The 17,818-nt window shown below is 75.1% G+C and carries 17 protein-coding genes; 3 read left to right on the top strand and 14 right to left on the bottom strand.

Features of this window, described 5'->3' with window-relative positions:
- Positions 1 to 2 precede the first annotated feature (2 nt).
- The 12 genes from RDV89_RS11245 to rsmI all read right to left on the bottom strand — a co-directional run bounded on the left by RDV89_RS11245 (position 3) and on the right by rsmI (position 12,849).
- Positions 3 to 824, bottom strand: coding sequence for an ABC transporter permease (locus RDV89_RS11245; RefSeq protein WP_315733138.1), 822 nt, complete (start codon positions 822 to 824; stop codon positions 3 to 5).
- Positions 821 to 1,600 (bottom strand): ABC transporter permease, encoded by a 780-nt coding sequence (locus tag RDV89_RS11240; protein WP_315733137.1) that lies wholly within the window; start codon positions 1,598 to 1,600, stop codon positions 821 to 823. Before RDV89_RS11240 ends, RDV89_RS11245 begins: the two co-directional genes overlap by 4 nt.
- Complete coding sequence (locus tag RDV89_RS11235) at positions 1,597 to 2,406, bottom strand: ABC transporter ATP-binding protein (RefSeq protein WP_315733136.1); 810 nt, start codon at positions 2,404 to 2,406, stop codon at positions 1,597 to 1,599. The genes RDV89_RS11240 and RDV89_RS11235 overlap by 4 nt, the downstream gene beginning before the upstream one ends.
- Positions 2,403 to 3,383, bottom strand: a complete 981-nt coding sequence (locus RDV89_RS11230) for an ABC transporter substrate-binding protein (RefSeq protein ID WP_315733135.1) — start codon at positions 3,381 to 3,383, stop codon at positions 2,403 to 2,405. The genes RDV89_RS11235 and RDV89_RS11230 overlap by 4 nt, the downstream gene beginning before the upstream one ends.
- A gap of 222 nt (positions 3,384 to 3,605) precedes the next feature.
- On the bottom strand, positions 3,606 to 4,871 hold the full coding sequence (locus RDV89_RS11225; RefSeq protein ID WP_315733134.1) for an MFS transporter: 1,266 nt from the start codon (positions 4,869 to 4,871) through the stop codon (positions 3,606 to 3,608).
- A gap of 41 nt (positions 4,872 to 4,912) precedes the next feature.
- Positions 4,913 to 6,736, bottom strand: coding sequence for an ABC-F family ATP-binding cassette domain-containing protein (locus RDV89_RS11220; protein WP_315733133.1), 1,824 nt, complete (start codon positions 6,734 to 6,736; stop codon positions 4,913 to 4,915).
- Positions 6,736 to 7,695, bottom strand: a complete 960-nt coding sequence (locus tag RDV89_RS11215) for a 4-(cytidine 5'-diphospho)-2-C-methyl-D-erythritol kinase (protein WP_315733132.1) — start codon at positions 7,693 to 7,695, stop codon at positions 6,736 to 6,738. Before RDV89_RS11215 ends, RDV89_RS11220 begins: the two co-directional genes overlap by 1 nt.
- The gene (gene rsmA, locus RDV89_RS11210; protein ID WP_315733131.1) at positions 7,692 to 8,609 is read right to left on the bottom strand and encodes a 16S rRNA (adenine(1518)-N(6)/adenine(1519)-N(6))-dimethyltransferase RsmA; all 918 of its coding nucleotides are present in this window, start codon (positions 8,607 to 8,609) and stop codon (positions 7,692 to 7,694) included. The genes RDV89_RS11215 and rsmA overlap by 4 nt, the downstream gene beginning before the upstream one ends.
- A gap of 100 nt (positions 8,610 to 8,709) precedes the next feature.
- A complete protein-coding gene (locus tag RDV89_RS11205; RefSeq protein WP_315733130.1) occupies positions 8,710 to 9,909 on the bottom strand; it encodes a resuscitation-promoting factor in 1,200 nt (399 codons plus the stop codon).
- A 285-nt stretch (positions 9,910 to 10,194) separates the two neighbouring features.
- Complete coding sequence (locus RDV89_RS11200; protein WP_315733129.1) at positions 10,195 to 11,061, bottom strand: TatD family hydrolase; 867 nt, start codon at positions 11,059 to 11,061, stop codon at positions 10,195 to 10,197.
- The gene (locus RDV89_RS11195; protein WP_315733128.1) at positions 11,058 to 11,963 is read right to left on the bottom strand and encodes an alpha/beta fold hydrolase; all 906 of its coding nucleotides are present in this window, start codon (positions 11,961 to 11,963) and stop codon (positions 11,058 to 11,060) included. The genes RDV89_RS11200 and RDV89_RS11195 overlap by 4 nt, the downstream gene beginning before the upstream one ends.
- 58 nt (positions 11,964 to 12,021) lie before the next feature.
- A complete protein-coding gene (gene rsmI / locus RDV89_RS11190) occupies positions 12,022 to 12,849 on the bottom strand; it encodes a 16S rRNA (cytidine(1402)-2'-O)-methyltransferase (RefSeq protein ID WP_315733127.1) in 828 nt (275 codons plus the stop codon).
- A 42-nt stretch (positions 12,850 to 12,891) separates the two neighbouring features.
- Between rsmI and RDV89_RS11185 the strand changes: the two genes are divergently transcribed.
- Entirely contained in the window at positions 12,892 to 14,622 is a 1,731-nt protein-coding gene (locus RDV89_RS11185) for a dolichyl-phosphate-mannose--protein mannosyltransferase (RefSeq protein WP_315733126.1), read from the top strand.
- Between the two features lie 244 nt (positions 14,623 to 14,866).
- On the opposite strand, the gene RDV89_RS11180 is transcribed toward RDV89_RS11185, so the two are convergent.
- Positions 14,867 to 15,853, bottom strand: a complete 987-nt coding sequence (locus RDV89_RS11180) for an SDR family NAD(P)-dependent oxidoreductase (protein WP_315733125.1) — start codon at positions 15,851 to 15,853, stop codon at positions 14,867 to 14,869.
- A gap of 40 nt (positions 15,854 to 15,893) precedes the next feature.
- Between RDV89_RS11180 and RDV89_RS11175 the strand changes: the two genes are divergently transcribed.
- Positions 15,894 to 16,721, top strand: a complete 828-nt coding sequence (locus RDV89_RS11175; protein ID WP_315733124.1) for a TspO-related membrane protein — start codon at positions 15,894 to 15,896, stop codon at positions 16,719 to 16,721.
- Positions 16,718 to 17,140 (top strand): pyridoxamine 5'-phosphate oxidase family protein, encoded by a 423-nt coding sequence (locus RDV89_RS11170; RefSeq protein WP_315733123.1) that lies wholly within the window; start codon positions 16,718 to 16,720, stop codon positions 17,138 to 17,140. Before RDV89_RS11175 ends, RDV89_RS11170 begins: the two co-directional genes overlap by 4 nt.
- A gap of 95 nt (positions 17,141 to 17,235) precedes the next feature.
- Here RDV89_RS11170 and RDV89_RS11165 read toward each other — a convergent pair whose 3' ends face one another.
- Positions 17,236 to 17,772: a Dps family protein gene (locus tag RDV89_RS11165; protein ID WP_315733122.1), complete on the bottom strand. Its 537-nt coding sequence runs from the start codon at positions 17,770 to 17,772 to the stop codon at positions 17,236 to 17,238.
- Between the last annotated feature and the right edge of the window lie 46 nt (positions 17,773 to 17,818).

Below are 17,818 nucleotides of genomic sequence, written 5' to 3'. Positions count from 1 at the left end.
GGTCAGCGGATGCCGGCGCGGGCCTTGACACGGCGCTCGAGCCCGAGCAGCGCGAGCACGGGCCCGATCGCGAGCAGCGCGATGAGCACGACCTGGCCGGCGATCCGGTCGACCCGGACGTTGGCGACGTTGGCGACGAGCTCGTGCCCGAGGCCGGTGTCGGAGCTGAACATCTCGGCCAGCACGAGGCCGAGGAAGGTGAGGCCGAAGCTGATCCGCAGCGCGAGCAGCACCGTGGGCATGAGGGCGGGCAGGACCACCTTGGTGAGGCGCTGCCACCAGCTGAGCTCGAGGGCGGCGGAGAGCCGCACCAGCTTGGGGTCGAGCGCGGCGGTCGCGCCCATCACCAGCAGCGCCATCGGGAAGACGCCGTGGAAGAACGCGAACGCCACCCGGCTCGCCTCCCCCAGCCCCAGCAGCAGCAGGAAGACGGGGTAGAGCGTCACCTTGGGGATGGAGTAGAAGGCGAACAGGGGCGTGCTGAAGACCCGCGTCCAGAACGCCGACTGGCCGAGCAGGAAGCCGATCAGCCCGCCGACGACGGCAGCCATCAGCCAGGCCACCAGCAGCAGGCGCAGCGAGGTCAGCATGCTCGCGCGGTAGCCCTCGTCGCCGAGGTCGTCGACCGTCCCGCCGAGCGCCTCGAGCGGTCCGGGGAAGACCAGGCTGTCGACCAGGGTCGCCACGAGGGCCCACAGCAGCACGAGCACCACGGGCAGGATCAGCAGCACGGCGAAGGACCTGCCGGCGGCGCCGGCGCGACGACCGGCCCCGAGCGTGGCGGGCTTGGTCGAGGACGGGCGTTCGGGAGCGACGGTGCTCATCGGTTGGCCTCCGGACGACGGCGGCCGAGGGCCGCGAAACCGACGTTGACGATCGTGGCGAGGAGCAGCACCAGCAGCACCCCGGCGTACATCTGGGCGAACGCGAAGTCGTTGTAGGCCCGGGAGATGAAGTGGCCCAGTCCCGACGTCGACAGCACGAACTCGCTGGCGAGCACGCCGATGAGGGCGTACGACAGGCCCAGGCGGGCGCCGGTGACGATGTGCGGCAGTGCCGCGGGCACGAGGATCTTGGTCGTGCGCTGCCAGCGGCTCATCTGCAGCGAGTCCGCCAGGCGCAGGACCGTGCGGGGCGCGGCGTCGAGGCCGCTGAGGGTCGAGGTGACCACGGCGACGACGGCGAACATGGTGCCGAGCAGCACGATCGGGCCGAGCCCGACGCCCATCACGGCGACCACCAGCGGGTAGAGCGCGAAGGTCGGGATGGCGTAGTAGATCGTCAGCCAGGGCTCGACGGCCGCGCGCACGGCGCGTACCTCCCACAGCAGCACGCCCGCCGCGACCCCCAGCACCAGCGCGAGCCCGAAGGCCATCGCGATCGCGGTCAGCGACGGGGCGAGGGCGTCGCCCCAGAACCCGCCGGTGCCGAGCAGCGCGACCAGCTCGGTCACCATCTCGCTGAGCGGCACCACCGAGAACGGGTCGACCAGCTCGACGCGCGGCGCGATCTCGAGCAGCCCCGCGGCGGCGAGGACGAGCAGGACGGTCCAGGCGCGGGCCGTCAGCCCGAGGCGGCGCTCGACGACGGCCGTGCTCACGACGTCGCCTGCTGCGCCATGGCGCGCTCCGCCTCGCCGCGGATCTGCTGCCAGACCCGCTCGACCAGGCCGGCGGCCTCGGGTGCTCCGAGGAGGTCCGGGGTGCGCTCGGCGGGCAGGGCCACCTCGAAGTCGTCGATGATCCGCCCCGGCCGCGCGCTCATCACGAGCACCCGGTCGGAGAGCAGCACGGCCTCCGAGATGCTGTGGGTGACGAACAGGACCGTCGTGCCCGCCTCCCGGGCCACGCGCAGCAGCTCGAGGCCGAGCACGGTGCGGGTCTGCTCGTCGAGCGCGCCGAACGGCTCGTCGGCCAGGATGAGGTCGGGCTGCGTGGACAGCACGCGGGCGATCGCGGTGCGCTGGCGCATGCCGCCGGAGAGCTGGTGGGGGTACGCGTCGGCGAAGCCGGACAGGCCGACCTTGCGCAGCGTCTCCCGGGCGACCTCGCGGCGCTCCGCCTTGCCGACGCCCTGCACCTCGAGCGCGAAGGCGGCGTTGTCGAGCACGGTGCGCCACGGCAGGACCGCGGCCTCCTGGAAGATGATGCCGGTCTCGCGGCGCGGGCCCGAGAGCGCGGCGCCGTCGAGCGCGACCTGGCCGCCGGTCGGCGTCTGCAGGCCGGCGATGACGTCGAGCAGCGTCGACTTGCCGCAGCCCGAGGGTCCGACCAGGGCGGTGAACGAGCCGGGGGCGAGCACCACGTCGGTGGGCGCGAGGGCCTCGACGGGGCCGAAGCTGCGCGAGACGCCGCCGACGCGGACCTCGACGCCGCGGGCCTCGGTGCGGGGAGCGGTCGTGGTCACGGGAGCTCACCTCGCGCGTCCTCGGGGAGGTGGTCGGTGGTGGCGAACTCGCTCCAGTCGACGGACTTGATGCCGTCGGTGACCGCGAGGCCCTCGGCGGCGGCCTCGAGGGCCTCCGGGTTGAACGCCACGCCCCAGTGCTCGGCGTCGACCGCGCGCTGCACGAGCTCGAGCGCGGTGTCCGCGTCGATGTCGGCCTGCTCGGCCCACAGCTCGGCGGCCTCCTCGGGGTTCGCGTAGATCCACTCGACCGACTCGTGGTAGCCGGCGAGCAGCGCCTCCGCCTCTTCCGGGTTGTCGGAGGCGTAGTCGCGGCTGCTGACGATCACCGTCTGCTGGTAGACGGGCACGTGCTCGGAGCTGTCGAGCACCACGCGCAGCCCGTCGCCCTGCTCGGCGACGACGCGGGGCGAGGCGTACGCGAGGTCCACGTCGCCCGCCTCGAGCAGCGCGATGCCGGCGCCGGTGCCGCCGGTCGACTCCCGCTCGACGCCCTCGATGCCCGCGGCGGTCGGCACCAGGTGGCTCATCGCCTCGGTGACCGAGCCCGGGTTCGTGTAGCCCCAGGTCGTGCCGGCCGACGCCGCGGCGTCCGCCGGGCCACCCTCGCCGGCCGCGACCCACAGCACGTCGGAGACCGACTGGACCCCGCCGCCGACGACCTGGATCGGCGCGCCCTCCTCGACGCCCTTCACCACGGCGCCGGTGGCGACCTCGCCGAACGGCAGGCGCCCCGCGACGACGTTCTGCAGCGTCGCGCCGCCGCCCTCGGCCGGGACGATCTTGGAGATCGTGACGCCGGCGTCCTCGAAGAAGCCCTGGTCGCGGCCGACGTGCCACGGCAGGCCGTAGAGGTCGTCGGGGTGGGTCACGGAGATCTCGATCCCGTCCCCGTCGGACGAACCGGAGCTGCATCCGGTGAGCATCGACGCGACGACCAGGAAACTCCCGGCGATCGCGGTGGCGTGACAGCGCATCGTTCCTCCTGTGTGAGCGGTGTCACGTACGATTGTATGTAATCCGGCACACGTCAAGCCCCTGAGCGCCATCTGCCCGGCGTCTTGTACACAATCCGGCCTGATCGGGCCCGCCGGAGCAGCAAGCGCGGCGCGCGTGGGAGTACGCCTGGGGGCCGAGCTGGCACGAACGGCACGGTCCCCGGGTCGAGCTGCGGGCGGATCCGCGCGGGGAGGCTCGGGCTACGGCTCGACGGTGCGCGTGCGCCGGAACGGCGAGGCCGCGAGCACGGCGACCGCGACGGCGAAGACCGCGGCGGCGACGCCGAGCGCGAACCGGTCCCCGGCCCGGTCGGCCAGGAGCCCGCCGAGCGGCGCGACGACGACGATCACCGCCCGGTTGGCCGAGCGCATGGTCGTGATGGTCCGGCCCTGCATCGCGTCCGGGGTCAGGGCCTGGCGGTAGCTCTCCTCGTGCGAGTTGCCGAACCCGATCCCGAAGCCGTAGAACGCCTGTCCCACCCCGAGCACGGCCGTGGCCGCCCACCCCGTGGTGCCGACGCCGGCGAGCAGCATGACGGCGACGCCGACGGTCGTCACGACGTGCGCGGTGATGACGGCGGGCCCGATCCCGAGGCGGCGACCACCCGCCGTCGTGACCACCGCGCCCACCACGGCGCCGACCCCCGCGAGCGCGGTGGCCAGCGCGAGCTGCAGCGCGTCCAGGCCGAGCGTGAGCAGTGCGTACGGCGCCAGCACCGCACCGACGACCGCGTTGGCGGCGAACCAGACGTGGGTCGCACCCGCGAGCACCGCCAGCCCGGAGGTGCGGTAGACCCAGCGCACCCCCTCGCGGATCTCGCGCGTGACGCTGCGCGCGGCGTCGGGCGCGGTGTCGGGATCGGGCGCCGGCACCGGCTCGACCGTGCGCAGGCGGGCGACCGCGAGCGCCGCGTACAGATGCGTCACCGCGTCCAGCAGGACGGCCAGCGGGGGGCCGATCCACCGCACGAGCAGGCCGCCGAGCGCCGGGCCCGCCGTCTGCGCGACGGCGTCGGCGCCGTCGAGCCGGGCGTGCGCGCGCTGCAGCTCGTCGCGCGCCACCAGCCGCGGGACGAACGACGTCGCGGCCGCCCCGTTGACCAGGGACGCGGTGCCGTAGGCGGCCACCAGGACGAGCAGGAGCGGCATCGTCAGGACGTCGAGCAGCCAGGCCGCGGGGATCGCGGCGAGCAGTGCCGCCTGGGCCAGGTCCGTGGCGACCATGACCGGCCGCCGCCGGCAGCGGTCGACGAGCGCCCCGACGACGAGGCCGAGCACGAGGTACGGCAGCCAGCGGGCGGAGTTGAGCCAGCCGACGTCCTGGGCCGTGCCGTCCAGCGTGAGGACGACGAGCGTCTGCAGCGCCAGCAGCGTCACGTAGGTGCCCAGGCCCGCCGCCGCCCGGGCGCGCCAGAACCGCGAGAAGTCGCCGGATGGGAAGGGCCTGCCCGACGCCTGCTCCGTCACCGGCCCCGCCCCCCTCTCGCGCACCTCGGCGGGTACGCGCGTCAGCCGAGGATCTCGGCGGCCTCGAGCCACTCGAGCTCGAGCGTGTCGCGCTCCTCGGCGAGCGCCTGCAGCTGGGCGCCGATCGCGCCGAGCCGCTCGTAGTCCTGCGCGGCCTCGGCGGCCTGCGCGTTGAGGGCCGCCTCCTCCTCGCCGATGCGCTGCAGGCGCTTCTCGACGCGGGCCAGGGCCTTGCGTGCGGCGCGCTCCTCCGCGCTCCCGGCGCGGGCGCCCCCGGCCGGTGCCGCAGTCGCAGCGGGGGCCGCGGCGGAGCCCGACGAGCCCGAGGAGCCCGAGCCGGCCGCCGCGACCGACGCCGCGCGGCGCTCGAGGTACTCGTCCACGCCCCGGGGCAGCATCGAGATGCCGCCGTCGCCGAGCAGCGCCCAGGTCGAGTCGGTGGTGCGCTCGAGGAAGTACCGGTCGTGGCTGACCACGACGAGCGTGCCGGGCCAGCCGTCGAGGAAGTCCTCGAGCACCTGCAGGGTCTCGATGTCGAGGTCGTTGGTCGGCTCGTCGAGCAGGAGCACGTTCGGCTCCTCCAGCAGCAGGCACAGCAGCTGGAAGCGGCGCCGCTCGCCGCCGGAGAGGTCGCCGATGCGGGCCGTGAGCCGGTCGCCGGTGAAGCCGAAGCGCTCGAGCAGGCTCGACGCGGTGACCTCGCCGTCGGCCGTGCGGGTCACGCGGCGGATCGACTCGACGGCGGCGAGCACCCGGGCGGTCGGGTCGAGACCGTCGAGCTGCTGGGTCAGGTGGGCCAGCGCCACGGTGCGGCCCTGCTTCACACGGCCCGCGTCCGGCGCCAGCGCGCCGGCCACGAGGTTGAGCACGGAGGTCTTGCCGGCGCCGTTGACGCCGACGATGGAGACCCGGTCCCCCGGGCCGAGGCGCCACGTGGCGTCGCGCAGCAGGCGCTTGTCGCCGCGGGAGAGGTCGACGTGCTCGAGGTCGACGACGTCCTTGCCGAGTCGCTGGGTCGCGAATCGCTGCAGCGCGAGGCTGTCGCGCGGCGGCGGCTCGTCCTCGATCAGCGCGTTGGCGGCGTCGATGCGGAACTTGGGCTTGGAGGTGCGGGCCGGCGCGCCGCGGCGCAGCCAGGCCAGCTCCTTGCGGGCCAGGTTCGCCCGGCGCGCCTCGTTGGCGGCGGCCTGGCGCGAGCGCTCGGCCTTGGCGAGCGTGAACGCGGCGTACCCGCCCTCGTAGACGTCGACGACGCCGTCGTGCACCTCCCACGTCCACTCGCACACCGCGTCGAGGAACCAACGGTCGTGGGTGACGACGAGCAGTGCGCTGGACAACCCGGCGACGTGGCGCGCCAGCCAGGCGACGGCCTCCACGTCGAGGTGGTTGGTCGGCTCGTCGAGGACCAGCAGGTCGTGGCGGTCGAGCAGCAGCGCGGCCAGCGAGCAGCGGCGCCGCTCGCCGCCGGACAGGCCGTGCACGGAGCGGTCGAGCTCGATGCCGGCGAGGAGCACCTCGACGACCTCGCGGGTCGCGGTCTCGGCCGCCCACTCGTGGTCGGCGCGGCCCTGCAGCACGGCCTCGCGCACCGTGTGGGTGTCGTCGAGCGCGTCGCCCTGGTGCAGGTAGCCGACCAGCAGCCCGCGCGAGCGCGAGACCCGGCCGGTGTCCGGCTCCTCGATCCCGGTCAGGACCTCGAGCAGCGTGGTCTTGCCGTCGCCGTTGCGTCCGACGATGCCGATCCGCTCGCCCTCGCCGATGCCGAGCGAGACGTCGGTGAGCAGCGGCCGCACGCCGTACGACTTCGAGACCTTCTCCAGGTTCACGAGGTTGGCGCGGGGGGCTCCCTGGCGCGGCGCGGCCATCAGACGTACTCCACCCGGTGCGCGCCCGCGACCGGTCCGGTCGCGACGAGCACCACGGGGTGTTGCTCCTGCAGGCGTCCGGCGACCTCGCGGGCGTGGTCGGCGTCCTCGCACAGGAACACGCAGGTCGGTCCGGAGCCGGAGACGATCCCGCGCAGCGCGCCCGCCTCCTCGCCGTCGGCGAGCACGTCGACCAGGTCGGGGCGCAGGTCGAGGGCGACCGCCTGCAGGTCGTTGTGCAGCACGGCGGCCAGCGAGGTCGGGTCCTGCGAGGCGAGCGCGGCGAGCACCCGGTCGGGCACGACCGGCGCCTCGTGCGCGTCGGGCCGCATGCGGTCGAAGTGCGCGTAGACCTGCGGGGTGGCCAGGCCGGTCGCGGACGGCACCACCACCCACCACCAGGCGGCCTCGACGATGGCGGGGTCGACGTACGCCGTCACCTGCTCGCCGCGGCCGACCCCCTGGGCCGTGCCGCCGACGAGGGAGAAGGGCACGTCGCTGCCGAGCTCGGCCGCGATCGCGAGCAGGGCCTCGTCGGTGGTCTGCAGGTCGTGCAGCCGGTCGAGCGCGACCAGCGCGGCGGCGGCGTCGGCCGACCCGCCCGCCAGGCCGCCGGCGACCGGGATGGCCTTGGAGATCGAGATGTCGGAGCGCAGGCGGCGCCCGTGGTGGGCGCCGAGCAGCTCGGCCGCCCGGTGCACCAGGTTCGTGCCCGGCGCGAGCGGCACGGCGTCGGCGTCGACGTGGTCGGCGGCGGCGAGCTTCACGCGCACCGGCACCGTGCCGGAGCCGCCCGGCCGGGCGGTGACGTCGTCGTAGAGACCGATGGCCTGGTAGACGGTCGCCAGCGGGTGGAACCCGTCGGCGCGCGGCGTGCCGACCGAGAGGTAGACGTTGATCTTGGCGGGCGCGCGCACCGTGACCGCCTGCGCCGGCCCGACGGCGCGTCTGCTGCTCACGCGACCCCCTCGGAGGCGTGCAGCGACTCCGCGATCGCGGCGAACTGCTCCACGCGCAGCTCCTCGCCACGGGCCGTGGGGGCGACCCCCGCGTACGCCAGGGCGGCCTCGAGGCGCTCGGCGACGGACGGGCCGGCGGCCTCGCCCTCGGCCGACGCCAGGCTCGTCACGAGTCCCCGCAGCGCGGCGCGCAGCGTCTTGCGCCGCTGCGCGAAGGCCGCGTCGACCACGCCGAACACCTGCGCGCGCGTGGCCGTCGTGCGCGGCGGCTCGCGCCGCGTCCACGCGACGAGGCCGGAGTCGACGTTGGGCGCGGGCCAGAACACGTTGCGACCCACCGCCCCGGCGCGACGCACGTCGGCGTACCAGGCCGCCTTGACCGACGGCACCCCGTAGGTCCGCGAGCCGGGACCGGCGGCCAGCCGGTCCGCGACCTCGGCCTGCACCATCACGAGCCCGCGCTCGAGGCCCGGCAGCAGCGACATCAGGTGCAGCAGCACCGGGACGGAGACGTTGTAGGGCAGGTTGGCGACCAGCGCGGTCGGCGCGGGGCCGGGGACCTCCTCGATCCGCAGGGCGTCGGCCAGCACGACCTCGAAGGCGTCCTCGCCGATCCCCGGGGCGTACGCCTCGATGGTGGCGGGCAGCCGGCCGGCCAGGAGGGGGTCGACCTCGACCGCGACGACCCGTCGCGCGACGGCCAGCAGCGCCAGGGTCAACGAGCCGAGGCCCGGGCCCACCTCGACCACGACGTCGTCGCCGGTGATCCCCGAGTCGCGCACGATCCGACGCACGGTGTTGGGGTCGATGACGAAGTTCTGCCCGCGCTGCTTGGTGGGGCGCAGGTCGAGCTCGGCGGCGAGGCGACGCACGTCGGCCGCGCTCAGCAGTCGCGGGTCGCCTGGCTCGGTCACGGGCGTCACCCTAACGAGACCCGCCGACGCGCCACGGGCCGGGACCGGCGCCGTGCGGCGCGGGTCCCGGCCCGTGGAGGGTGTCTCGTCGAGCCTCGGGTCAGCGGGGCAGACCGAGCTTGCTCGCGCAGCCCGGCCAGGCGCCGTAGCCGCCGCGGTCGTCGCGGACCTTGGTCGCGATCCGGATCTGCTCCTCGCGGCTGGCCTCGTGCGGGTAGCCCGAGCCGCCGTAGCCGCGCCAGGTCTGCAGGTTGAACTGCAGGCCGCCGTAGTAGCCGTTGCCGGTGTTGATGGCCCAGTTGCCGCCGGACTCGCACTGCGCCAGGCGGTCCCAGTCGGTGTTGCCCGAGGCGTAGTTGCTGCCGCCGGCCGGGGCCGACGAGCCGGACGAGCCGGAGGACGCAGCGGGGGCGCGCTCCTTGGTGCCCACGAGCACGCGCTCGGTGACCGGCTCGCGCACGACCTCGCGGGAGATCTCCTCGCGGGCGTTCTCGGCGCCGTTGCGCAGGGTGACGCGGTAGGTCACGTTGGCGACGCCGTCCTGGCCCTCGGTCTCGACGCGGGTCGTGCCCTCGTAGAGGTCGTCAGACTCCACCTCGACGGTGTCGTGCGGCACGGCCTGGTCGGCGACCTCGCGGTCCTCGACGGCCCAGCGGACGACCGTGATGGTGCCGCCCTCGCCGGTCGGGGTGTCGAGACCCGGCTGCACGCGGTCCTCCGGGCCCAGCTCGATCTCGAGCTGCTCCAGGACCTCCCCGACGGTCAGCGCGGTGACGGTCTCCTCCGCCGGGGCGTCGGCGCCGATCACGAGCGTCAGGGTGCGCGGGGTGACGATCTCGAGGGCCATGCCCTCGCGGTCGATCGAGGCGCTGCGGCTCACGGAGAGCTCGGAGCCGGCGCCGTCGAGGCCCAGCTCGCTCAGCGCGCCCGCGACGTCGGACGCGGTGGTCCAGCGCGTCTCGGTCGCGCCGTCGACCGTCAGCTCGAGCGGGCGCCCGTAGCTGACCTCGACCACGGCGCCGTCCTCGATCGTCTCGTCGACGCTGGGCACCACGCGGTCGCGCTCGCCCACCTCGAGGGACTCGGACTCCAGCACGTCGGCGACGGTGTCGCCGAAGACCGTGACCGTGGACTCCTCGCCGTCGACGCTGAGCGTCACCGACTTGCCGAGGGCCTGGTAGCCGACGGTCGTGCCGGCCACCGCCAGCACCACGACCGCGACGAGGGCGACGAGGAAACCTCGACTGCGGACGAGCCGGGCGAGATCGCCTCGGCCGCCCAGGACACCTGAAAGCTGCACACTTCTCCGAACGCCGTGCTCCCCGGTCCTCGGACGTCGGCGCACACGCCGCCCGGGTCGTTCGACCTTCGGTGCGGCGAGGGCTCGGCTGGGGAAGTAGCCGGCCCGGGATCAGCGGCTGTCTGTCCGCCCACCCGGCCCGGGAGCCGTGCCTCGCGCCGGTCGGTACAACTGCCCGATCCCGGCTACAAGGCCACGACGATAACGGCGCGGGCGGCTGCCGCCAATCCCTCGTCCCCAGGCGTGACACGCCTGACACGGCCGCCTGGTCCGGCGCGCAGGGCCTCAGGCGTCCCAGCGGCCGCCGAACGCGGCGTACGTCGACGCCTCGATCGCGGCGCACAGCTCACCCAGGTCGTCGCCCCTGACCTGGGCCATCGTGCGTACCGTCAGCGGCACCAGGTAGGAGGCGTTCGGGCGGCCGCGGTGCGGCGCGGGGGTCAGGTACGGCGCGTCCGTCTCGACCAGGACGCGGTCGCGCGGCGCGACGCGCAGGGCCTCGCGCAGGGGCTCCGCGTTCTTGAACGTCACCGTGCCCGCGAAGGAGAGGTACGCCCCCCGGTCCAGGCACGCGCGCGCGAACGCGGCGTCGCCGGAGAAGCAGTGCATCACCCAGCGCTCGGGCACGCCCTCGGCGTCGAGCACCTCCAGGACGGCGTCGTGCGAGTCGCGGTCGTGGATGACGAGCGTGCGGTCGAGACGCCGCGCGATGTCGATGTGGCGCGCGAAGCTCTCCCGCTGCGCGGCCACGCCCTCGGGCCCGGTGCGGAAGAAGTCGAGACCGGTCTCCCCCACCGCGCGCACGTCGGGGTGCGCGGCGGCGAGCTCCTCGATCTCGACCAGCGCGTCCTCGAGGAGGCCCTGCTCGGCGAGCCGTGGCGCCTCGTTGGGGTGCAGCGCGACGCCCGCGACGATCGCGTCGTGCTGCCGCGCCGCCTCGACCGCCCACCGCGCGCCCCGCAGGTCGCAACCGATCTGCACGATCCGCGGCACGCCGACGGCCGCGGCGGCCGCGAGGGCCTGCGGCACGTCGACCGCCTCCGCGCCGTCGCGGGTGATGTCGAGGTGGCAGTGGTTGTCGACGACCGGGTGCGGCAGCGGCTCGGGGGCCGGGGGCGCCTCGGAGCGGCGGTCGGGGGCGGCCGCGCTCACGCGGGCACCGACGTGACCCGCTCGAGGATCGCCTCGGCCAGCGCCTCCGGCGCGTGCTCGGGCACCCAGTGGCTGACGCCGGTGAGCACGACGAGCTCGTAGTCGGCCCGCACGTGGTCGGCCGCGAGGTCCACGCCGACGCGGTCGATCGCGGCGTCGCCGTCGCTCCACACCATCGTGGTCGGCACGCGCACGGCGCCGCGGCCCTTCTCGCTCCCCTCGCCCCCGGCGCCCTTCCCGCGCTTCCCGCCCTTCCGGCCGCGGGTCAGGTTCAGCGGCAGGGCGCGGTACCAGGCCAGGCCGCCGGGCAGCGCCCCGTGCTCCACGATCTCCTCGCGGAAGCGCGCCAGGTCCTCCTCGCGCATACCGGCCGCGGCCAGCACCCGCTCGAACGCGCGCGGGGTCCGGGTCGCGACCGCCTCCGGCACGGCGGGCAGCTGGAAGAAGAGCATGTACCAGCTGCGCAGCAGCTGCCTGCTCCGCAGCCCGGCCGCCACGAACGCCTCGACGGGCGGCACGGAGACGGCCGTCCAGGTCTTGATCCGGTCCGGCAGCGCGGCCGCGACGCCCCAGCCCACCGCGGCTCCCCAGTCGTGACCGACCAGGTGCACGCGCCGGCCCGGCTCGCCGAGGGCGTCGAGCAGCGCCACGACGTCGCCGACCAGACGGCCGGCGGCGTATGCCCGGCGACCCGTCGGCCGCGCGCCCGGGGAGTAGCCGCGCTGGTCGGGCGCGACGGTGCGGTAGCCCTGCGCGTGCAGCAGCGGCGCCACGCGGCGCCACGAGCTGGCGCGCTGCGGGAAGCCGTGCAGGAGCACGACGACCTCGCCGTCGAGGGGGCCGTCGTCGGTGACGTCGAACGTCAGGCCGTCGTGGGTGAAGGAGGTGAGGCGGGAGGCCATGCGGCGAGCCTAGGAGACCGGCCCCCGCGGGCGGCGGGGTGACCGACCGCGCGCCCGCTCAGGCGCGGTGCACCGCGTCGTAGACCACGCGCTTCGGCACGCCCGCGAGCTCGGCGACCGCCTTGATCGCGTCCTTGCGGGGGACGCCGTCCGCCTCCTGCTCCGCGACCGCGGCCCGCAGGCTGTCGGGGTCGCCGTCGACCTCGGTGCCGGGCACGACGCCCTGCACGACCAGGGTGACCTCCCCGCGTACGCCCTCGGCCGCCCACTCCACCAGCTCGCGCAGGCCGCCGCGGCGCACCTCCTCGTGCGTCTTCGTCAGCTCGCGGCACACCGCGGCGGGTCGGTCGTCGCCGAACGCGGCGGCGAGCGCCGTGAGCGCGGCGGCGGTGCGGTGCGGCGCCTCGAAGAACACCATGGTGCGCTGCTCGCGGGCCAGCTCGGCGAGCCGGCGCGAGCGCGGGCCGTCCTTGCGCGGCAGGAAGCCCTCGAAGCAGAACCGGTCGACGGGCAGGCCGGACACGGCGAGGGCGGTGAGCACCGCGCTGGGGCCGGGCACCGCGGTGACCGGGACGTCGGCCTCCACGCAGGCGGCGACGAGGCGGTAGCCGGGGTCGGACACGCTTGGCATGCCCGCGTCGGTGACGAGCAGGACCCGCTCGCCGGCCTGCGCGGCCTCCAGCAGCTGCGGGGTGCGCGCCGCCTCGTTGCCCTCGAAGTACGACACCACCCGGCCGCCGACCTCGACCCCCAGGTCGGCCGCCAGCCGGCGCAGGCGCCGGGTGTCCTCGGCGGCGACGACGTCGGCGCGGCCGAGCTCGGCGACGAGGCGCGGCGAGGCGTCGTCCGGACGACCGATCGGGGTGCCGGCGAGAACGAGGACCATGAGGCCGATCATCCCAGGCGCGCGTCCGTAGAGTTCACCCCCGTGACCTGGCCCAGCGCGACCCTCGAACGCGTGCGCGAGCGCGCCCGCGGGGTGCCGCCGCCGGCCGTGGCCAGGGCGCTGTCGGGCTGGTCCACGCGGGCGGGCGGCTGGCTGCCGGCCCTCGCCGTCTTCGCGCTGGCCCTCGGCCTGCGGCTGTGGCACCTCGGCACGCCGCGGGAGTTCTCCTTCGACGAGACCTACTACGCCAAGCACGCCTGGTCGCTGCTCAACCACGGCTACGTGCGCGACTTCCCCGACGACGCCGACCAGCGGATCCTCGACGGCGACCTCGAGGCGTGGTCGGAGGACCCCGAGCTGGTCGTGCACCCCGAGGTCGGCAAGTGGATGATCGCGATCGGCATCCGGCTGTTCGGGATGGACCCCTTCGGCTGGCGCTTCTCGGCGGCGCTCGCGGGCGCCCTGCTCGTGCTCGTGATGTGCCGGCTGGTGCGGCGGATGACGGGCTCGACGCTGCTCGGCTGCGTCGCGGGCGTCCTGCTGACCTTCGACGGGATGCACTTCGTGCTCTCCCGCCTGGCCCTGCTCGACATCTTCCTCGCGCTGTTCCTGATGTGCGGCGTGGCCTGCGTGGTCAACGACCGCTTCTGGCTGCGCGCCCGGCTGGCGCGGCTGGTGCCGGAGCGCCCCGATGATCCCGACGCGCCGCTGGACCCGCTGGACGGCTCGGGGCGGTTCGGGCCCGCGGGGCCGGTACGCGCGCTGCTGTGGCGCCCCTGGCTGCTCGCCGGCGGCGTGATGTGGGGCCTCGCGGTGGGCACCAAGTGGACGGCGCTCTACCCGCTGGCGGTCTTCGGGATCCTCGTGTGGGTCTGGAGCGCGGGGGCCCGGCGGATGTTCGGCGTGCGGCGCTCGCTGCTGCGCGCGGCCGTGGTGGACGGCGTGCCCGCCTTCGGCTACCTCGTGCTCGTCGCGGCCGTGACCTACGTGATCAGCTGGACCGGCTGGCTGGTCAACGCCGACGTCGAGGAGGAGGCGTTCTCCTCGACGCAGTACACCCAGTTCACGACGCCGGCGACCAGCTGCGACGACCAGCCCGGCCGCGACCCCGACGCGCGCTGGCCCACGGCGACCGAGCCGGACGCCTCCGGACTCGGCGAGGTGGTGCAGTCGCTGCGTTCGCTCTGGTACTACCACCAGGACGTCTACGTCTTCCACACGCAGTACCTCAACTGCGCCGACCACCCCTACCAGTCCGACCCGCGCGGCTGGCTGGTGCTCAACCGGCCCGTCGGCGTGCACGCGGAGAACGGCATCGAGCCCGGCGACCGCGGCTGCCGGGCGGCCGCCGACAGCACGTGCCTGACGCAGGTGCTGATCCTCGGCACGCCGGTGCTGTGGTGGGCGGGCGCGGCCGCCCTGCTCGTCGCGGCCCTGATGTGGGTCGGGGCGCGCGACTGGCGCTACGGCGTCGCGGTCGCCGGCGCCCTGTCGACGTGGCTGCCGTGGTGGTTCAACGACGAACGCCCGATCTTCCTGTTCTACGCGATGGCGATCCTGCCGTTCACGATCATCGCGCTGAGCCTGGCGCTGGGGCAGCTGATCGGGCGCGACCGGACCCCGACGGCGCGGCGCACCGTCGGCGTCGTGCTGGCCGGGACGCTGGTGGTGCTGGTGATCTTGAACTTCGCGTGGTTCTACCCGATCTTCACCGGCGAGATGCTGACCCGCAGCGAGTGGCTCGACCGGATCTGGTTCGACCGCTGGATCTAGCCCCGCGCCGAGTTGCGGGTTGCGCCGCGGCCCAGGCACCGAGTTACGGCTGACGCCGCGGCCGAGGCACCGAGTTACGGCTTACGCCGCCGCCGAGCGCGGCGGGCTACCGAGCACGCCGCGGTACGCGCGTACCTCTCGCCGCCCTGCATGCCGTTCGTGCCGGATCGGCGCACCGAACCGCGGCGCAACCCGCAACTCGACGCATCCAACCGCGGCGCAACCCGCAACTCGCGCAGGGGCGTCAGAGGCCCGTCGCGCCGCGCACCCACGCCCAGAGGCGGGCGCGGTCGGGATCGGTGGTGCGGGTGGTCGGGAGCAGCGAGGTGGGACGCGGGCGCCGGTCGTGCCAGAGCAGGCCGGTCGGCGGCGCCGGCTCGGTCGCCGCGAGCCACGTCGTCGTGTCGGCGCCCTCGTCGCTGTCGCGCAGCACCCGCCCGGTCAGCTTGTGGAAGCCCGGCAGCGACTCCGCCACGCCCGGCGTGTCCGCCCACCCCGGGTGCATGACCGCGACGCTGGCGGGGCGCCACCGCTCGGCCAGCACCGGCGCGAGCTCGACCTGCGCGCGCTTGGACCGGGCGTACGCGGTCGTCGGGGAGTAGTCGCCCTGCTCGAACTCGGGGTCGTCGGCCCGCAGCTTCTGCGCGTACATCCCGCCCGACGTCACCAGCACCACCCGCGCCCCGCGCTCGGAGGCCGCGAGCCGCTCGCGCAGCAGGTCGGTCAGCAGCACGGGTCCGAGCACGTGCACGGCCATCGACAGCTCGTGGCCCTGCGCCGAGGTCGTGCGCTCGGGCGGCATCGCGCCGGCGTTGTGGACGAGCACGTCGAGCGGCCGGTCGCCCAGTGCCGCGGCCAGGTCGGTCGCGGCCCGGCGCACGTCGTCGAGGTCGCCGACGTCGCAGCGGTCGACGACGAACGTCGCCCCGGGCACCCGCTCGGCGAGCTCGCGGCGCACCCCCTCGCCCTTCTCGGTGTCGCGCACGACCAGCCGCACCTCGGCGCCGAGGCGGGCCAGCTGCTCCGCGGTCGCGATCCCCAGGCCGGAGGAGGCCCCGGTGACGGCGGCGACGCGGCCGGCGAGCGCGCCGGCGGCGGGGTCGGCGGGCCAGGTCGGCAGCCGGCGCCGCACGGCAAGGCCGAGGCGCGTGTAGCCCGGAGCGACCGTGCGGTCCAGCACGGTGTCGAGCAGGCGGGCGGCCGGGAGCGAGGCGGGGCGGGCCGAGGTCATGCCCCGACGGTAGCGACCACACCTCTGCCACGATGACCGGATGACCGTGGCACCCCCCTCTGCCGCGACCGCCTCCGCACCGGCCGACCTGTCCCGCCAGGTCGCCGTCACCGTCGCGTTCGTCGCCTGCGTGGTCGCGAACCTCGTCGGGTCCGGCGCGATCGGCGGCCGCGAGGTCGACACCGCCAACAACGCGGCGTTCGCCGACGACTCGACCCTCCTGACGCCCGCGGGCCCGGCCTTCTCGATCTGGTCGCTGGTCTACCTCGGCCAGGCCGCGTACGTCCTGCTGCAGTGGCGCCGCACGGCCCGCACCGACCCCCGCCACCGCGCGATCGGCTGGCTCGTGGTCGCCGCGTCGGTGCTCAACGCGACCTGGCTGTGGGTCACCTTCGACGGCCTGCTGTGGACCAGCGTCGTGGTCATCGTGGTGCTGCTCGCGGTGCTGTGCGAGATCCTGCGCCGCCTCGGCGAGCACCCGCCGCCCGACCGCGTCGAGGCCGTCGTCACCGACGGCACCTTCGGCCTGTACGCGGGGTGGGTCAGCCTGGCGAGCGTCGCCAACGTGGCCGCGACCGCGGCGGCCGACGGCGCCACCGCCACCGGCGTCACCGCCGCCCGGATCGCCCTCGTGGTGCTGGTCGCGATCGCCGTCGTGACGGCGCTGGCGGCCCTGGCCTGGGGTCGCGTGGCCGTGGCCCTGGCGCAGGCCTGGGGCCTGGGCTGGGTGGCCTACGGCCGCTTCTTCGGCGAGCCCGACGCCTGGAGCGTCGGCGTCGTCGCCGTGCTCGCGGCGCTGACCCCGCTCGTGGCGGTCGCCGTCGCGCGCCGGCGCTCCCGCCACCACCAGGAGAGGATGACCCCGTGACCTCGTGGACCCCCGGCTGGGACAGCGTGCCCGAGCCCCTGCTCGCCCACCTCTCCGTGCGCCGCCCGGCGACGCTGACCACCCTGCGCGCCGACGGCCGCCCGCACTCCGTGCCCGTCGGCGTGACCCTCGACGTCGAGGAGCGCTGCGCGTGGGTGATCACGTTCGCCTCCTCGAGGAAGGCCCGCAACGTGCTGGCCAACCCCGGCGGCCCGGTCAGCGTGTGCGACGTGGAGCGCGCGGTGTGGGCGACGATCGAGGGCACCGCGACCGCGACCACCGAGCCGGCCGCCGTGGCGCGCGCCGTCGAGCGGTACGCCCTGCGCTACAAGCAGCCGAAGGAGCGTGAGGACCGGGTGGCGATCCGGATCGAGGTCGACCGGATCCTGGCGTCACGGAGCCTGCTCGACCCGGCCTGAGCGACAGCACGACGCCGGCGCCTCCCGCTCCGCCACAGAGATCGGGAGACGCCGGCGTCGGCGTCCGCTGCCCCGGCGCGCGCCGGGGCGGAGGGTCACTCGTTGATGTTGGCCGGCTCGCTCTGGTTGGCGGTCCGGTTCTCCGCGTCGATCATCCACGCGAGCTGCTCGAGGCGCTCGAGGATCGAGTGCAGGATGTCGGCCGTGGTCGGGTCCTCGGCGTCGACGTCGTCGTGGATGCGACGGGCGGTGCCGGCGACGGCGTAGAGGGCCTTGACGATGAGGTCGACGGTGTCGGCGGTGTCGATCTCGGTGGCCGGGAAGTCCGGCAGGCTCGAGCCGGTCGCGACGCGGGCGGCGCGGCCGTCGACGGTCACGTAGATGGCGCGCATGCGCTCGGCGACCGTGTCGGAGAACTCGCGGGCCGCGTCGACGACCTCGTCGAGGGCGAGGTGCAGGTCGCGGAAGTTCTTGCCGACGACGTTCCAGTGCGCCTGCTTGCCGACGAGGTGCAGGTCGATGAGGTCGACGCTGAGCTGCTGCAGGTGGTCGGCGACCTGCTGCGAGGCGCGGTAGCGCGGGTCGGCCTTGTGGGTCGTCGCGCCGGCGGTGGTCTGGATGGTCTCGCTCATGGCGGTCTCCTCTCCTCGGGGTCCGAAGGCCGGGCTCCCGCCCGGC

Source organism: Nocardioides imazamoxiresistens (genome assembly GCF_032378595.1).
In the GTDB taxonomy this organism is placed as follows: Bacteria; Actinomycetota; Actinomycetes; order Propionibacteriales; family Nocardioidaceae; genus Nocardioides; species Nocardioides imazamoxiresistens.
The sequence above is the reverse complement of the archived record's forward strand: the minus strand, read 5'-3'. Positions and strand labels throughout refer to the sequence as shown.